Genomic DNA, 15,040 nt, shown 5'->3' on the forward strand with positions numbered 1-15,040 from the left:
ATTTGTAAAACAGAAACGTATTATTTATACAATTAAACAGACTCTCTTAATAACGTTTTGTAGGTTTTTCTTAATTTAATAGGATGTACCCCTAATTTGTATTTTAAAAATACATAGCCATTAATTACATTTACTTTTAGCCAAGAATTAGTTTCATATTTTCTCGCACTCACTGTAGCTTTAGATGGAATAATGGCAAAAGGAATTTTTTGTTTTCTGATTCTATCCATCATTTCAAAATCTTCCATAATACAGAAGTTTTCATTGTATCCTTTTAACTTTAAAAATGTTTCTTTGGTAAAAAAATGACATTGATCTCCACCTCCAGCAAAAAGTCCATCTTTGACTGTAAACTTACTATTGAAAGCCAAAAGTCGTGAGTTTTTATTAAACTGATATGCAAAAAATCCAAATTGATTTCCATCTTGAATAGCCGATTTAATTTGAATATAGAAATCATCAGGAAGAAGTACATCAGCATGTAAAAACAAAAATACATTACCTTTAGCCACTTTTGTAGCAGCATTCATTTGAGCAGCTCTTCCTTTTATTTTGCAATTTAAAAACGTAACTTTAGCATATTGCTTGCAAACTTTTGGGGTTTCGTCTGAGGTTTCAGGAGAATTAGCCACAATAATTTCTAGAGGAAACCTGTTAGCTTGTTCACATAAAAACGACAAATTTTTTGCAAGGTTTTCTTGCTCATTATAAACAGGAATTATTATACTTACTAACATACTTAAACATACGAATTTTTATATGAAACAGTTTTTTTTAATGTTAATTTTTTGGTCTTCGTTGGTATTAAATTCTCAAAATTCTATCATTTATAGTGATGTTGCCCAAGATTTACTAGAGAATATTATCGACAAAAAGCCTTACAGTAAAAAAATACAAATTTTAAGCGAAAGTACTTTAGAAGATTTAGTTACTGAACTACAAACAGATGAACAAAAAATTTCATTTTGGGTAAATATTTATAATGCTTTTATACAAATTTCATTAACTGAAAATTCGAAAGAATATGAAAATAGAGGTGCCTTTTTTGGTAAAAAACGAGTAAAAATTGCTGGAGAAATTTTGTCTTTTGATGATATTGAACACGATATTATTAGAAAATCTAGAATAAAATGGAGTTTAGGTTATTTAAGAAAATGGTTCCGTCCAAAATGGGAACGTAAATTGCGTATTGATGGAAATATTGATTGGAGAATACATTTTGCCTTGAACTGTGGTGCAAAAAGTTGTCCGCCAATTGCCATTTATGATGCCAAAAATTTAGATAAGCAATTTGATTTAATGACCACAACCTATTTAAAAAATCAAACCACTTACAATCAAGATACTAAAACTGCTAATGCTGTGGCACTTTTTTCTTGGTTTCGTGGTGATTTTGGAGGATTATGTGGCGCTAAAAAAATTCTTTTCGAATACAAAATAACTCCTGAAAAACCCAAAAATCTAGATTTTAAAAGTTATGATTGGACTTTGAGTTTGGGTAATTTTAAAGCCTTACCATCCTTTTAATTTTCCTCTTTTTCATTCTCCTCAATATCTTTAGTTAAATCTAAATTTCTAATCGTTGGGCTTACCACTGCTGTAGTTACAACTGTTAAAATGGTCATTGTACCCCCAAAAACAACAGCGGCTACTGGGCCAACTAATTTTGCTGCTAAACCACTTTCAAAAGCTCCTAACTCGTTAGATGAACCTACAAACATAGAGTTTACAGAAGATACTCTTCCACGCATATCATCTGGGGTTTTTAATTGTAAAATGGTTTGCCTAATTACCATAGAAATACCATCTGCAGCACCACTAACAAATAAAGCTAATAAACTAACCCAAAAAATAGATGAAAGTCCAAAAGCAATAATACTTAAGCCAAAAATAAAGACAGAAATCAACATTTTCTTACCAGTATTTCTGTTAATAGGTATATATGTGGTCAATAACATAGTTACTATACTTCCTACTGATATTGAAGCATTTAGTAATCCAAAACCTTCTGGCCCAACTTTTAAAATATCTTGTGCAAAAACAGATAAAATGGCTACAGTACCACCAAATAACACAGCAATCATATCTAAAGTTAAAGCTCCTAAAATTGCCTTATTTTGAAATACAAATTTAACCCCTGCTTTTAAACTTTCTGTTACTGGTTCTCCTATTTTTTGATTAAGAATAGGTTTCTTTTTGATAAAAAAAGTAAAGACTAAAGACAAAATAACCAGAATAAAAACGAGTAATAATGTATTATCAACATCAATCAAACCAATTAAAAAACCTCCACAAAGTGCTCCTGTAACTGATGCTGTTTTCCAAGTACTTGTGCTCCAAGTTGCAGCATTATGATATATTTTTTTTGGTACTAAAAGCGCCACTAACGAAAATATTGTAGGCCCAAAAAAAGAACGTAAAAAACCTCCAAAAAACACCAAAGCATAAATACAATACAACACAGAATTTGTGTTCCAATCTGCAATTATTGTTTCAGATGTTAATAAATATAAGCCTAAACTAATAAATGAAAATGCAGCTGTGCATAATGCTAATAAATTCCGTTTTTCTTTTTGATCTACAATATGACCCGCAAATAAAGCCATAGAAAAGGCAGGAATAATTTCCATTAATCCAATGATTCCTAAAGAAAGCGGATCTTTTGTTAAAGAATATACCTGCCATTCAATCACAATAAATTGCATAGACCAACCAAAGACTAAAAGAAATCTAACAAATAAAAAAATATTAAACTCTCTTATTCTTAATGCTGCATAAGGATCTTGTTTGGCCATTATTAAAAATGTTTATTAAATATTGGTAGAAAATTAATTCAATTTCATGTCCATTAAAATGGCAAATGTTTGATTGATATCTTGTTCTTTAACTACAATGGTCATTTCGTTGGTAGTTGAAATAATTTCTTGTAAAGGAATATCTGCCCAAGCTAATTGTTTTAAAATAAAGTAATAAATACCCGATTGTTCTAAATTTTCTTTTGGTAATTTTATGGTAATTGATGCCAACTCTAACATACTGTGAGTTAGGGTTTCTTGCTCAAAAATTTCTTGAACATAAGGTCTCAAGTTCTTACTAGTAACAATATTAGTTTCAAAAATACCTTGAGAAACCGTTAAAAAATAATCGGAATTTTCTGCAGTTTTTGTTAAAATCTTAGCAATCTCTCTTAATAAAGAAGGTGTATTTTTAAAGGTAAAATCACACAAATCTGAGCGTACAATTACGTCACCTAAATCTAAAGCTAGGCGTTTTATATTTTTTCTGATACGCAATTCACTTGCAGGTGAAAGCCTGTTAATTGCCATCATTACAGCACCTACTTTTACCTCTTTTTTTAAAATTGTAGATACTTCTGGTAAAATAATTCTGGCTAAAGAAGAAACATTGATTAATTTTTCATTTAATGCTTCTTCAACAAAAGGAGTTTTTCTAATGGTACTTTCTACAACTTCCTGTATTGTTTTCATGTTAAAAGTTTAAAAATATAAATAATTGTTCAAAAATAAACAATTAATTGATATCTCATCAGTTATTATAGATTTTACACAGTAAATATAAGATCATACAAAATTTAAACTTTAATTTATTTGGATCTCTAAATAAATTTGGGTTAATAATTTTTTAGAAAATCTATAGTTTTTTATTTTAACCATTAGTCTAATTTGTTTGTTAGCTTTTTAAATTCTTTTTTAGGGTTTTTATTGTCGTACAAAATGTCATACACCGTTTTAATAATTGGTGTTTTTGCGCCATTTTCAAGGGTAATTTTATACGCACTTTTTGTGGCATAATACCCTTCTGCAATCATGCTCATTTCGTGTTGCGCAGATCTTACAGTGTATCCTTTACCAATCATATTACCAAACATTCTATTTCTACTAAAAATTGAATAACCTGTTACTAATAAATCGCCTAAATAGGCTGAGTTATTAATATTGCGTTTCATTTTATGTACTTTTTTGATAAAACGTTTCATTTCGCGAATGGCATTACTCATCAATACCGATTGAAAATTATCTCCATAACCCAAACCATGTGCAATACCAGCAGCAACAGCGTAAATATTTTTTAACATTGCTGCGTATTCTGTACCAATAATATCATCAGAAATTTTAACATTTATATACCAACTTTCTAATGCATCTGCCATATTTTGAGCTATTTGTTCATCAATACAGGCAATTGTTAAGTAAGATAAACGTTCCATGGCAACTTCTTCTGCATGGCAAGGTCCTGTAATAACCCCAATGTTTTGTAGAGGAATATCAAATTTTTGATTAAAATGTTCACCAACTATTAAACCAGTTTCTGGAACAATTCCTTTAATTGCAGAAAAAATTATTTTATCCTCTAAAGACACGTTTAACTTATTAAGTTCGGCAGTTAAAAAAGCTGATGGTATTGCAAAAATTAAGATATCATAATTAGTAACCATTGAACTGATATCGCTTGATAAATCTAATAAAGACGCATCTAATTCTGCAGATCGTAAATAGTTAGGGTTATGATCGTTTTCAATAATATGTTCTATTGCTTGCTCATCTCTTAAATACCAACCAATAGTATCTAAATTTTCCATTAACATTTTTACAATGGCAGTTGCCCAACTTCCTCCTCCAAAAACTGCTATTTTCTGATGTTTATCCATTTTCTCTATTTTTGGCTTCAAAAGTAAGAAAACTATTATCTTTTGATGAAAGCTTGTTTCAATTATTATATTTGTAAAAGTACTAACTAACCTTATGAAAGTTTATATTTTTCTTTTTTGTAGTTTTTTTTTACTGCTTTCTTGTACTCTAAAAACTACAAAGAAAGAGAAGGAAATATCTTTAACTGCTATAAAAAAGTCTACTAAAGCTAATAATGTTCATATTTTAAAGAAAGAGTTTGTAATTAAAAACTTAAATGATATTTCTCGCAAAGTTTGGCTGTATTTACCACCAAATTATGATTCTTCCTCAGAAAAATATCCTGTAATTTACATGCACGATGCTCAAAATTTATTTGATAATGCCACTTCTTTTGTAGGTGAATGGGGTGTAGATGAAACCTTAAATAATTTTTACAAAAAAACTGGTAAAAGCTTTATTATAGTTGGTGTTGAAAATGGTGGAGCAAAAAGAATTGAAGAATATACGCCTTTTAAACATCCAAAATATGGAGGTGGAAAAGGTGCAATTTATATCGATTTTTTAATAAAAGAACTCAAACCCTATATTGATGCAAATTATAGAACCAAAACTGATGCCAAAAACACTGCAATTATAGGTAGTTCTTTAGGAGGTTTTATCTCTTTTTATGGGGGTTTAAAATATCCTGATGTTTTTGGTAATATTGGTGCACTTTCTACTTCTTTCTGGTTTTCTGACAAAATCTATGATTTTGCTAAAAAGAATGGGAATCTTAAAAATACAAAGCTGTATCTTTTAGTAGGTGGTAAAGAAGGTGATAGCATGGTACCTGATACCAAAAATATGGCAAAATTATTATTACAAACAGGATTTCCAAATCAAAATATAAAAACTAAAGTGGTTGCTGATGGAAAACATACTGAGTCTTTTTGGAAATCTGAATTTTTAGAGGTAATTACTTTTTTATATACTATAAAACAATGAACGTACAAATTATAAATAAATCTAAACACGCAACACCAAATTACGAAACTGAAGGTGCTGCAGGAATGGATTTAAGAGCAAATATTGATGCCTCAATAACTCTTAAACCTTTAGAAAGAGCCATCGTAAAAACGGGCTTATTTATAGCATTACCTATAGGTTTTGAAGCGCAAGTAAGACCCAGAAGTGGTTTGGCTGCTAAAAAAGGTATTACGGTTTTAAACAGTCCTGGAACCATTGATGCTGATTATAGAGGAGAAATTGGGGTAATTTTAGTAAATTTATCTAATAAAGATTTTGTGATTAATGATGGTGAACGCATAGCCCAATTGGTTATCGCAAAACACGAACGTATAAACTGGAATGAAGTTGATGTTTTAAACGAAACTAAACGCGGTTCAGGGGGTTTTGGTAGTACTGGAGTATAACATTAAAAAAGATAAATTGTGATTTTAGGCGTATGTGATTGGTTAGCTACAAAAACAAAATTTACTGCAAAGAATTTTAGAATTTTCTTTGTTTTGGCTGCATTAATAGGTGGATTTGGTCTTGGTGCTTATTTACTTTTATGGTTGGTAAAAGTAATCTCTGGAGAATAATTTAAGTTAATTTTTTATAGACCTGACTCATTTTTCTTACCTGATTGTGTAATAATTCAAAAGGTAAAAAACAATGAGAGTGATAACGATAACCTAATTTTTTATAAAATTGAAAAGCTTGTGGTTTAGCATCCATAGTGTCTAACCAAATTATTGAATACCCTTTTTCTTTAGCTGTTTTCTCTAGCCAAAGCAATAGTTTTTTTCCAACTCCTTTTCCTTGTATTTTTTGATGTAAATAAATTCTGTGCAACTTTACTTGTTTGTCTTCAAGTAATCCATCTAAGTTATCATCCCAAATTATTCTAAAATTTCCAACAATTTTGTCATTATAAAGTATAAAATAATAGTTAGTATTATGTTGAGATAATTCTTTTACAACAATATTTTTTGCATATTGACAGTTTATATACCAGTTTCCTGAATCTTTCCAAAAATGATGATAAGCTTCTTGATAAATTTCTTTCATCAACTTATATAAAGTTTTATAATCTGAAATAGAAATTTCTTGTAATTGTATATTTTTTGATACCTGAATCATTTTTATAAAATAAAAAACTGCTATTGGTTGATTACTCCAATAGCAGTTTAATAATAGTTAGAACTTTTAATACTTAATCTTGATTTTCAATAGCTTCTTTTATTTTTCCTTCAAGTTCTTCTGCTAATTCAGGATTGTCTTTAATTAATCCTTTTACAGTGTCTCTACCCTGCCCTAGTTTGGTTTCTCCATAACTGAACCAAGAGCCACTTTTCTTAACAATTCCAAGTTCTACACCAATATCTAAAATCTCTCCGACTTTAGATATTCCTTGCCCATACATAATATCAAATTCTGCAATTTGAAATGGTGGTGCTACTTTATTTTTTACAATTTTTACTTTGGTGCTGTTACCTATAACTCGATCTCCATCTTTAATTTGCGTTCTACGTCTAATATCTAAACGTACAGAAGCATAGAACTTTAATGCATTACCACCAGTTGTAGTTTCTGGGTTACCAAACATTACGCCAATTTTTTCTCTTAATTGGTTGATAAAGATAACTGTACAATTTGTTTTAGAAATGGTACCTGTTAATTTACGTAATGCCTGACTCATTAAACGTGCATGCAAACCCATTTTAGAATCGCCCATTTCACCTTCAATTTCAGATTTTGGTGTTAATGCTGCAACAGAATCAATAACAACAATGTCTATTGCACCAGATCTTATTAAATTATCGGCAATTTCTAACGCTTGCTCTCCATGATCTGGTTGAGAAATAATTAAATTATCGATATCTACCCCTAAATTTTCTGCATAAAATTTATCAAATGCGTGTTCGGCATCTATAAACGCTGCTATACCACCAGCTTTTTGCGCTTCTGCGATGGCATGAATGGTTAAGGTTGTTTTACCAGAAGATTCTGGTCCGTAAATTTCAATAACTCTTCCTCTTGGATAACCACCAACACCTAAGGCTAAATCTAAACCTAATGAGCCAGATGAAATAGCATCTACATCTTCTGTTACTACATCACCCAATTTCATCACAGAACCTTTACCATACGTTTTATCTAACTTATCTAAAGTAAGTTGTAATGCTTTTAATTTCGCTGCTTTTTCTTTGTCTACTGCCATAAATCTTTTCTAAATACCTTGTTTTTAACGGTTGCACAAGTTACAAAAAACTAACAGTATTTTCCTAATGTTTTAATTTCATTTTTATGGTATTTTTACAGAAATTAAAAGCAATGAAATCTAAAATTTTAATCAGTAATTTAAATTCTTCAGCTGCCATTGAAAATGGAGAATTGGTAAGTTTTTTAAACAACAATGTAGAGTATATTCATCAAAAAGGAAATAAAGGTTGGCGAAAATCTGATGATGAAATGTTTCCTGTAATTGGCCCGACTTTTAAAAATAATTTTAGAGTACACACCAAAAATGGAGATGCTATTCAAGATCAGCATGGTTTGTTGCGAGAAATGGAATATTCGTTAATTTATTCGGATGAAAATACTGCTAAATTCATCAAAAAATACACTAAAAATACTGCTGTTAAGAATAGCAAATTTCCAGAAAAATCTACAGAAGAATTTTTAAAATGGCCTTTCGATTTTACTTTCGAAAAAAATTTTAAGTTAAAAAACGATGTTTTAACCATCGATTTTATTATTACTTCTGATGAAAATATGCCTTTTATGTTAGGATATCATCCTGCGTTTTTGTTATCAAATACAGGTAAAGAAACCTTTATTGCTAATGATAAAATATATGATTTAGACGATGTTTATAAAGCGGGTTCTAATGCGTTTCCGGTTTTAAACTCTAATAAAATCGTCTTAAAAAATACAGACAAAAACGATTTAGAAATAACCACACAAGGCTTTGATAATTTTATGCTTTGGACAGAAGTAAATAATATGGTTTGCATTGAGCCAATTACGCAATATACTTCATATACTGACCAAAAATTTTCTGAAAAAAATATGCGTTTATCAAAAGGTAAAAATACCTTTTCTGTAGCTTTAAAAATAATTTAGTGTTAATGCCACAACATCGTCATTTTATTATTCACAAACCTTGGGGATATTTATCGCAATTTATTAATAATCAAACGAAAAGAAAAAAAAGATTATTGGGTGAGTTGTATGATTTTCCTAAAGGAATTATGGCAATTGGACGTTTAGATTATGCTTCTGAAGGTTTACTTTTACTAACCACAGATGGTAAAGTTTCTGCAGAAATTAGAAGTAATAAATTTGAAAAAGAATACTTTGTACAAGTTGATGGATTGATCACTAAAGAAGCTATTGAAAAATTAAAAAATGGTGTAGAAATTGGTTTTGATGGTAAAAAATATACTACCAAACCTTGTAAAGCATTTGCAATTGACGATCCAAAATTTTCATTAAGAAGTCAAAAAATTAGAGACGAAAGACATGGCCCAACAAGTTGGATTTCTATAATTATTACAGAAGGAAAATTTAGACAAGTACGTAAAATGACTGCTGCTGTTGGTTACCCAACTTTACGATTAATTCGGGTTAGAATTGGAGATATAAAATTGAGAAATTTAGAAGTTGGAAAAGTTATAGAGGTTGATGGTTTTGTGTAACTTATATTACAAAAAAAATTACTTAATTCTTTTAATTTTGGCGTATGAATAACTCTAACACTACCATTTATATTGTTGCTGCAATTATTATTTTACACTTTGTAGTTGGTTTTGGTTATTTGATTTATAAAATGACTAAAAAGGATGATAAAAACTAATCTCTATCCATTCTAATATGTGGTATACCATCTTCTAAATACTCCTCTCCTATTTGTTTAAATTGATGTGATTCGTAAAATTTTTGTAAATATTTTTGAGCAGATATGGTAATTTTATCAACCTTAAAACGATTTTTTATTGTTGCAATAGAAGCAATCATAATTTGATGTCCGTAACCAAACTTACGTTCGTTTTTGGCAACTACTACCCTACCAATACTAGCATTTTTAAAATAATCTTTGGGTTTAAAAATTCGGGTATAAGCTATAATTTTGTCGTTTTTATAACCAAAAACGTGTATTGCTTTTTGATCTTTAAAATCTATATCTTGATACACACAATCTTGCTCTACAACAAATACTTCAGAACGGATTTGTAAAATTTGATACAGTTCTGTAGTTGTTAATTCTTGAAAAGATTTTATAATGAAGTTCATAATTGATGATCAATGAGCGTCATTACGAATGAAGAACGAAAGAAGTAATCTGTATATAAAGATATTGCTTCGTAAACTCGTAATAACCGAAAAAATTAACAAGAAATTTTGCCAACTCTATTAGCGTGTCTACCTCCTTCAAATTCTGTAGTTAAAAAAATATCTACAAAACCTAATGCTTGTTGTAAGGATACAAAACGAGCAGGAATTGTTAAAATATTAGCATTATTATGTTGTCTTGTAAGTGCAACCAACTCATTATTCCAACACAAGGCAGCTCTAATACCTTGGTGTTTATTGGCAGTCATTTGTGCGCCATTACCAGAACCACATAAAATAATACCTAATGCTGCTTTGCCAGACTCAACACAATCTGCTGTTGGATGAATGGCATCAGGATAATCCATAGAATCATTGGTATCTGTACCAAAATTTAAAATTGTATACCCTTTTTCTTCTAAATGTTTTATAATTTCGAATTTGTATTCAGTTCCTGCGTGATCGTTACCAATTGCAATTATCATAATAAATTAGTTTAGTTTGTCATTTCGAATTTATAGAGAAATCTCTTTTATAAAGTAATCTATAGATTCCTCTGTTTTGCTATCGCTTCAATCGGAATGACAAGTAGTTACATCAACAAAAATATATAAAATAGCAGTTATCAACAGTTATAAACAATGATATTTTACAAATTTTTAATAACTAGTTATTTTTAAAGCTATTAACAATCTTATCTAAATGTTAAGAACTTATCATTAAAATCTTGAAACTTTTTTTGGTAATTTTAATATTTATTACAATACAAGCTCTTGGTTGATATATGCAAATTAAATTATAAGTTTTTGATAAAAGTTTATCAACATAAAATTTACAATTTATTTACATAACCAACATCATAAATTATCCATAATAATAAGTGAATAGCTGTTTACAACTTTTGTTAATAACTCATAATTTTAATTGATTTTTAAGCTTTTAAATAACTCATAACTTGTCAATCTTTTTTAATAAGTGATAAAATCAAATAAATTATCAATTTTTTACTGTAGCTATTCACATACTATTATAAACATCATTGTTTTTTAAAATTTTATAAAAGAAAAATGATAATACTATAGAATGTTGATAAGTGTAAAAAATCAAAAATAAAGTTTACTTTCAAAAAGTTTATAGATGACAGTGTTTTACAATATAAAAATTTAAACTGTTTTAATTTTCTTTTTAGTTTGTAAAAGTTTGATGGAATCCTTTTGAATTTCTACAGTTTCTTGAGGAGTTTCGGTTTTATTTAGAGAAACATGTACGGTTCTTATCGTTAGGTAAATACCAATAACAAATATAAGTGCGAACAAAGCGATTATTTTACGTAGATTTTTCATCCTAAAAAGTTGATTCTCTTACTATATAGACGTATTATTTTAGATAACGTTACAGAAATTTTAAGATTTTTTTAAGTTAATAAAATCCTAAATTTTAAAATTATTTAGAGTTATTTATCTTGTTGAAGAAAGGAAGCACTTAAAATTGGTTTATTTTACAACAAATCGTATTGCATTTGGAATGATTTTAGCCGTAGTTTTTCCTGTGTCAATCAATTCGCCATCAGCCTGAATAAAAGGAGTTAATTTATTAGGGATAATCTTTATTTCTTTTGTTTTATAAGTGGCCACTTTTTTATGATGAACAATTGCACCAGAATATAATTTTGGTAAATTAAACAGCACTTCTAAAAAACTAAAATTTTTTACAATACTTACATCAAAATAACCATCAGATGGATTTACATTTTTTGTAAATTGCATACCACCACCAGAAAATTTACAAAGCCCAACAACAGCCATCAAACACTTTTCTTTTAAAATAAGATCATTAAAATAAATGATGAAGTTTGATTTTTTATAAAAGAACAAACCATATACACCCGCTAACAAATAAGAAATACCTCCAAATTTTTTAAGTGTATTTAATTTATGAACAATATAACCATCGTAACCCAAACCAGCTACATTGTTAAAATAGGTAAGGGGTTTATTTTTAGTTTGTAATACACCAATATCTTGTAAAATGGTTTTTTTCTGCAGAATAATTTCAATAGATTTTTGAATTTTTAAGGGTATATTATAAGTCTTTCTCCAATCGTTACCAGTACCTAGAGGAATTACACCAATAGTAATATCCGAAGATTTTACATACCTTTGCAACATAATTCCGTTAACTACATGATGTAGTGTTCCATCTCCACCTACAGTTATAAAATTTCTAAAACCGTTTTTGATTGCAGTTGTTACCAAATCAATTTCGTGTTTAGAAAACTGAGTTAAAGCAAAAGAGTACTGTATATTCTTAGCATTTAAAAAATGTTCAATCTGTTTCCATTTTTTAGAAAATTTACCATTTCCAGAAACAGGATTGGCAATAATAAACCAAGTATGTATATTGCTATTAGTAGCAAATTGAGACATAAATTATAAATATAAAGCTTCCTAAAATACAAAAATTTGCATCATAACACTTTCTTAATGGCAGTAAAAGTGAAATAGTTGTATTTTGGTAAACGAATAATAAGAGAATTAATGACAAGAAAGAAAAGAAAAATTTATAAAAAAAAAGGTAAAGTAATCAAAGACTTAACCAGAAATATATTTAAAATATTAAATGAAGACAGCGATAAATTTTACAATTACAAACAAATAGCTGGTAAATTAGGTATTTCTGATACCGATGGTAAAACACAAGTTTTAAAAAAATTAGCAGAATTAACAGCCACAAAAAAAATTAAAGAAGTAGATAGAGGAAAATATCAAATTAACGAAGATCGTAAGTACTCTTTTGGTACTTTAGATATTACTTCTAATGGCAATGGGTATTTTATTTCTGATGATTATGATGATGATATTTTTGTACCAAATATTAATTTAGGTAAAGGTTTACATGGAGATGTTGTTAGGGTATACGTGTATAAAAAAAGACGTTCTAATAAATTAGAGGCAGACGTTGTTGAAGTTTTAGAACGTGCAAAAAATCAATTTGTTGGGGTGTTACAAATGAGTAAAAACTTTGGATTTGTACTACCAGATAGTAACAAAATGTATGCAGATATTTTTATATCTCAAAATAAATTGAACGGAGCAGAACATGGAGATAAAGTACAAGCTACAATAACAGACTGGCCAGAAAAATCTAAAAATCCGTTTGGAAAAATCACCAAAGTTTTAGGTAAACCTGGAGATCATAATACAGAAATGCATTCCATTTTATTAGAATACGATTTGCCTTATGAATTTCCAACAGAAGTAGAGGAGGAGGCACAATCTTTGCCTATAGAAATTACAAAAGATGAAATTGCCAAACGTAGAGATATGAGAGGCGATTTAACATTTACCATAGATCCAAAAGATGCCAAAGATTTTGATGATGCATTATCCTTTAAAAAATTAGAAAGCGGAAATTATGAAATAGGAATTCACATTGCAGATGTTTCACATTATTTGCAACCAAAAACCATTTTAGACGCAGAAGCTTATGAACGTGCAACATCAGTATATCTAGTAGATAGAGTAGTACCCATGTTGCCAGAAATGTTAAGTAATGGAGTGTGTTCTTTAAGACCAAATGAAGAAAAATTAACCTTTTCAGCTGTTTTTGAAATCAATGAAAAAGCTCAAATTATTAGTCAATGGTTTGGTAGAACAGTTACGTATTCTGATAAACGTTTTGCTTATGAAGAGGCACAGGTTTTGATTGAGAGTAATAGAAAAGAGACTCAAGACTCAAGACTCAAGATTCAAGACGAAAAATGTACGCAAACAAACTCAAAGTCTGTTATTTCGAGTGATTTTTCTAAGGATGAGAAAATTAGTATCGAGAAATCTAAAACAAAAAAGCAACAACTAAAAACTAACAACTATAATACTACAATTCCTGCAAATGTTTCTATAACAGGACAAGAATATACAGTTGATGAAAAAATTGTAGAGGCCACTTTAAAATTAGATGAATTGGCAAAAATCCTTAGAAAAAAACGAATGAAACAAGGTGCCATTTCTTTTGATAGGGTAGAAGTGAAGTTTAATTTAGATGAGGAGGCAAATCCTGTTGGTGTTTATTTTAAAGAAGCCAAAGATGCCAATAAATTAATTGAAGAATTTATGTTGCTTGCTAATAGAAAAGTTGCTGAATTTATAGGAAAAGCAAAAGGAGGGAAGCCTTCTAATAAAACATTTATTTATAGAGTACATGATGAACCTGATGGTGAAAAATTAGCCTCTTTACAAAATATCATTAGTAAATTTGGATATAAAATTGATACTAATACTAGAGAATCTACGTCAGATTCTTTAAATAAATTATTAAATGACGTACATGGAAAAGCTGAATCTAACATGATTGAAACTCTAGCAATTCGTTCTATGTCTAAAGCTGTGTATACCACTCAAAATATAGGTCATTATGGATTAGCTTTTGATTATTACAGCCACTTTACATCACCTATAAGACGTTATCCTGATGTAATGACACATAGATTACTGCAACATTATTTAGAGGGCGGAAATAGCGCAAAACAAGATATTTACGAAGAAAAGTGTAAACATTCTTCAAAACGAGAAGAATTGGCTAGTAAAGCAGAGCGAGATTCTATCAAATATATGCAAGTAAAATACATGCAAGATCATAAAGATGAAGTGTTTGATGGTGTAATTACAGGGGTTACAGAATGGGGTGTTTATGTAGAAATTACGAAGAACAAGTGCGAAGGAATGGTAAGAATTAGAGATATCAAAAGTGATTATTATATTTTTGATGAAGATTTGTATGCAGTTGTTGGACAATCTACAAAACACATGTATCAACTAGGTGATGATGTTAAAGTACAAGTAAAAAAGACTGATTTAGAGCGCAAACACTTAGATTTTAATTTGATAGAGGATTAAAAAAGAGACAGTAATTTTACCAGTTAACACAAAAAATTAATTTAGCTTGTCATTTCGACATTATTGAGTAATCTTAACAGCTATAATCTAAAAATTCGTGAAATTTTTAAATATGAACAGTAACATAAATCCGTGAATATTAGTGAAATTCGTGTCTTACAATTATTATAAAAT

The 15,040-nt window shown here is 29.0% G+C and carries 17 protein-coding genes; 7 read left to right on the forward strand and 10 right to left on the reverse strand.

The genetic code is table 11. The features are described from left to right. Positions 1-32: 32 nt before the first annotated feature. On the reverse strand, positions 33-737 hold the full coding sequence (locus tag ACW9UN_RS10340; protein WP_459486186.1) for a TIGR04283 family arsenosugar biosynthesis glycosyltransferase: 705 nt from the start codon (positions 735-737) through the stop codon (positions 33-35). A gap of 22 nt (positions 738-759) precedes the next feature. Here ACW9UN_RS10340 and ACW9UN_RS10345 point away from each other — a divergent pair, with 22 nt between their 5' ends. Next, a complete protein-coding gene (locus tag ACW9UN_RS10345) occupies positions 760-1,527 on the forward strand; it encodes a DUF547 domain-containing protein (protein WP_459486187.1) in 768 nt (255 codons plus the stop codon). On the opposite strand, the gene ACW9UN_RS10350 is transcribed toward ACW9UN_RS10345, so the two are convergent. The 3 genes from ACW9UN_RS10350 to ACW9UN_RS10360 all read right to left on the reverse strand — a co-directional run bounded on the left by ACW9UN_RS10350 (position 1,524) and on the right by ACW9UN_RS10360 (position 4,669). Beyond that, positions 1,524-2,795 (reverse strand): MFS transporter, encoded by a 1,272-nt coding sequence (locus tag ACW9UN_RS10350; protein ID WP_459486188.1) that lies wholly within the window; start codon positions 2,793-2,795, stop codon positions 1,524-1,526. The genes ACW9UN_RS10345 and ACW9UN_RS10350 overlap by 4 nt on opposite strands. Before the next feature lie 33 nt (positions 2,796-2,828). Next, positions 2,829-3,488 (reverse strand): hypothetical protein, encoded by a 660-nt coding sequence (locus ACW9UN_RS10355; RefSeq protein WP_459486189.1) that lies wholly within the window; start codon positions 3,486-3,488, stop codon positions 2,829-2,831. A gap of 185 nt (positions 3,489-3,673) precedes the next feature. Next, entirely contained in the window at positions 3,674-4,669 is a 996-nt protein-coding gene (locus ACW9UN_RS10360) for an NAD(P)H-dependent glycerol-3-phosphate dehydrogenase (protein ID WP_459486190.1), read from the reverse strand. A gap of 94 nt (positions 4,670-4,763) precedes the next feature. Here ACW9UN_RS10360 and ACW9UN_RS10365 point away from each other — a divergent pair, with 94 nt between their 5' ends. Genes ACW9UN_RS10365 through ACW9UN_RS10375 form a run of 3 tightly spaced genes read left to right on the forward strand, consistent with a single transcriptional unit; the run spans position 4,764 to position 6,235 of the window. Continuing rightward, positions 4,764-5,636, forward strand: coding sequence for an alpha/beta hydrolase (locus ACW9UN_RS10365; protein ID WP_459486191.1), 873 nt, complete (start codon positions 4,764-4,766; stop codon positions 5,634-5,636). Continuing rightward, complete coding sequence (gene dut / locus ACW9UN_RS10370; protein ID WP_459486192.1) at positions 5,633-6,064, forward strand: dUTP diphosphatase; 432 nt, start codon at positions 5,633-5,635, stop codon at positions 6,062-6,064. The genes ACW9UN_RS10365 and dut overlap by 4 nt, the downstream gene beginning before the upstream one ends. A gap of 18 nt (positions 6,065-6,082) precedes the next feature. Next, a complete protein-coding gene (locus tag ACW9UN_RS10375) occupies positions 6,083-6,235 on the forward strand; it encodes a PspC domain-containing protein (protein ID WP_459486193.1) in 153 nt (50 codons plus the stop codon). 1 nt (position 6,236) lies between these two features. Here the strand turns inward: ACW9UN_RS10375 and ACW9UN_RS10380 are convergent, their stop codons facing one another. Then, on the reverse strand, positions 6,237-6,776 hold the full coding sequence (locus ACW9UN_RS10380) for a GNAT family N-acetyltransferase (RefSeq protein ID WP_459486194.1): 540 nt from the start codon (positions 6,774-6,776) through the stop codon (positions 6,237-6,239). A gap of 73 nt (positions 6,777-6,849) precedes the next feature. Beyond that, a complete protein-coding gene (gene recA, locus ACW9UN_RS10385; protein ID WP_459486195.1) occupies positions 6,850-7,857 on the reverse strand; it encodes a recombinase RecA in 1,008 nt (335 codons plus the stop codon). 113 nt (positions 7,858-7,970) lie between these two features. On the opposite strand from recA, the gene ACW9UN_RS10390 reads away from it, so the two are divergent. After that, the gene (locus ACW9UN_RS10390) at positions 7,971-8,762 is read left to right on the forward strand and encodes an aldose 1-epimerase (protein ID WP_459486196.1); all 792 of its coding nucleotides are present in this window, start codon (positions 7,971-7,973) and stop codon (positions 8,760-8,762) included. A gap of 5 nt (positions 8,763-8,767) precedes the next feature. Then, positions 8,768-9,337, forward strand: a complete 570-nt coding sequence (locus tag ACW9UN_RS10395) for a pseudouridine synthase (RefSeq protein WP_459486197.1) — start codon at positions 8,768-8,770, stop codon at positions 9,335-9,337. A 154-nt stretch (positions 9,338-9,491) separates the two neighbouring features. Here ACW9UN_RS10395 and ACW9UN_RS10400 read toward each other — a convergent pair whose 3' ends face one another. The 4 genes from ACW9UN_RS10400 to ACW9UN_RS10415 form a co-directional block, all read right to left on the reverse strand. Continuing rightward, on the reverse strand, positions 9,492-9,932 hold the full coding sequence (locus ACW9UN_RS10400) for a GNAT family N-acetyltransferase (protein ID WP_459486198.1): 441 nt from the start codon (positions 9,930-9,932) through the stop codon (positions 9,492-9,494). Positions 9,933-10,027: 95 nt separating this feature from the next. Further along, positions 10,028-10,456, reverse strand: coding sequence for a ribose 5-phosphate isomerase B (gene rpiB / locus ACW9UN_RS10405; RefSeq protein WP_459486199.1), 429 nt, complete (start codon positions 10,454-10,456; stop codon positions 10,028-10,030). Positions 10,457-11,134: 678 nt separating this feature from the next. Continuing rightward, complete coding sequence (locus tag ACW9UN_RS10410) at positions 11,135-11,287, reverse strand: hypothetical protein (RefSeq protein WP_459486200.1); 153 nt, start codon at positions 11,285-11,287, stop codon at positions 11,135-11,137. Positions 11,288-11,464: 177 nt separating this feature from the next. After that, positions 11,465-12,397: a diacylglycerol/lipid kinase family protein gene (locus tag ACW9UN_RS10415; RefSeq protein WP_459486201.1), complete on the reverse strand. Its 933-nt coding sequence runs from the start codon at positions 12,395-12,397 to the stop codon at positions 11,465-11,467. 111 nt (positions 12,398-12,508) lie between these two features. Between ACW9UN_RS10415 and ACW9UN_RS10420 the strand changes: the two genes are divergently transcribed. Then, positions 12,509-14,866, forward strand: coding sequence for a ribonuclease R family protein (locus ACW9UN_RS10420; protein ID WP_459486202.1), 2,358 nt, complete (start codon positions 12,509-12,511; stop codon positions 14,864-14,866). The last annotated feature ends 174 nt before the right edge of the window (positions 14,867-15,040 follow it).

This window comes from Polaribacter litoreus, from assembly GCF_054584775.1.

What these genes read in the sequence shown, in the direction of transcription:
- ACW9UN_RS10340 (WP_459486186.1), bottom strand. Translation starts at nt 737, where the DNA reads ATGTTAGTAAGTATAATAATTCCTGTTTATAATGAGCAAGAAAACCTT.
- ACW9UN_RS10355 (WP_459486189.1), bottom strand. Translation starts at nt 3,488, where the DNA reads ATGAAAACAATACAGGAAGTTGTAGAAAGTACCATTAGAAAAACTCCT.
- ACW9UN_RS10350 (WP_459486188.1), bottom strand. Translation starts at nt 2,795, where the DNA reads ATGGCCAAACAAGATCCTTATGCAGCATTAAGAATAAGAGAGTTTAAT.
- ACW9UN_RS10360 (WP_459486190.1), bottom strand. Translation starts at nt 4,669, where the DNA reads ATGGATAAACATCAGAAAATAGCAGTTTTTGGAGGAGGAAGTTGGGCA.
- dut (WP_459486192.1), top strand. Translation starts at nt 5,633, where the DNA reads ATGAACGTACAAATTATAAATAAATCTAAACACGCAACACCAAATTAC.
- recA (WP_459486195.1), bottom strand. Translation starts at nt 7,857, where the DNA reads ATGGCAGTAGACAAAGAAAAAGCAGCGAAATTAAAAGCATTACAACTT.
- ACW9UN_RS10365 (WP_459486191.1), top strand. Translation starts at nt 4,764, where the DNA reads ATGAAAGTTTATATTTTTCTTTTTTGTAGTTTTTTTTTACTGCTTTCT.
- ACW9UN_RS10420 (WP_459486202.1), top strand. Translation starts at nt 12,509, where the DNA reads ATGACAAGAAAGAAAAGAAAAATTTATAAAAAAAAAGGTAAAGTAATC.
- ACW9UN_RS10400 (WP_459486198.1), bottom strand. Translation starts at nt 9,932, where the DNA reads ATGAACTTCATTATAAAATCTTTTCAAGAATTAACAACTACAGAACTG.
- rpiB (WP_459486199.1), bottom strand. Translation starts at nt 10,456, where the DNA reads ATGATAATTGCAATTGGTAACGATCACGCAGGAACTGAATACAAATTC.
- ACW9UN_RS10415 (WP_459486201.1), bottom strand. Translation starts at nt 12,397, where the DNA reads ATGTCTCAATTTGCTACTAATAGCAATATACATACTTGGTTTATTATT.
- ACW9UN_RS10380 (WP_459486194.1), bottom strand. Translation starts at nt 6,776, where the DNA reads ATGATTCAGGTATCAAAAAATATACAATTACAAGAAATTTCTATTTCA.
- ACW9UN_RS10390 (WP_459486196.1), top strand. Translation starts at nt 7,971, where the DNA reads ATGAAATCTAAAATTTTAATCAGTAATTTAAATTCTTCAGCTGCCATT.
- ACW9UN_RS10345 (WP_459486187.1), top strand. Translation starts at nt 760, where the DNA reads ATGAAACAGTTTTTTTTAATGTTAATTTTTTGGTCTTCGTTGGTATTA.
- ACW9UN_RS10395 (WP_459486197.1), top strand. Translation starts at nt 8,768, where the DNA reads ATGCCACAACATCGTCATTTTATTATTCACAAACCTTGGGGATATTTA.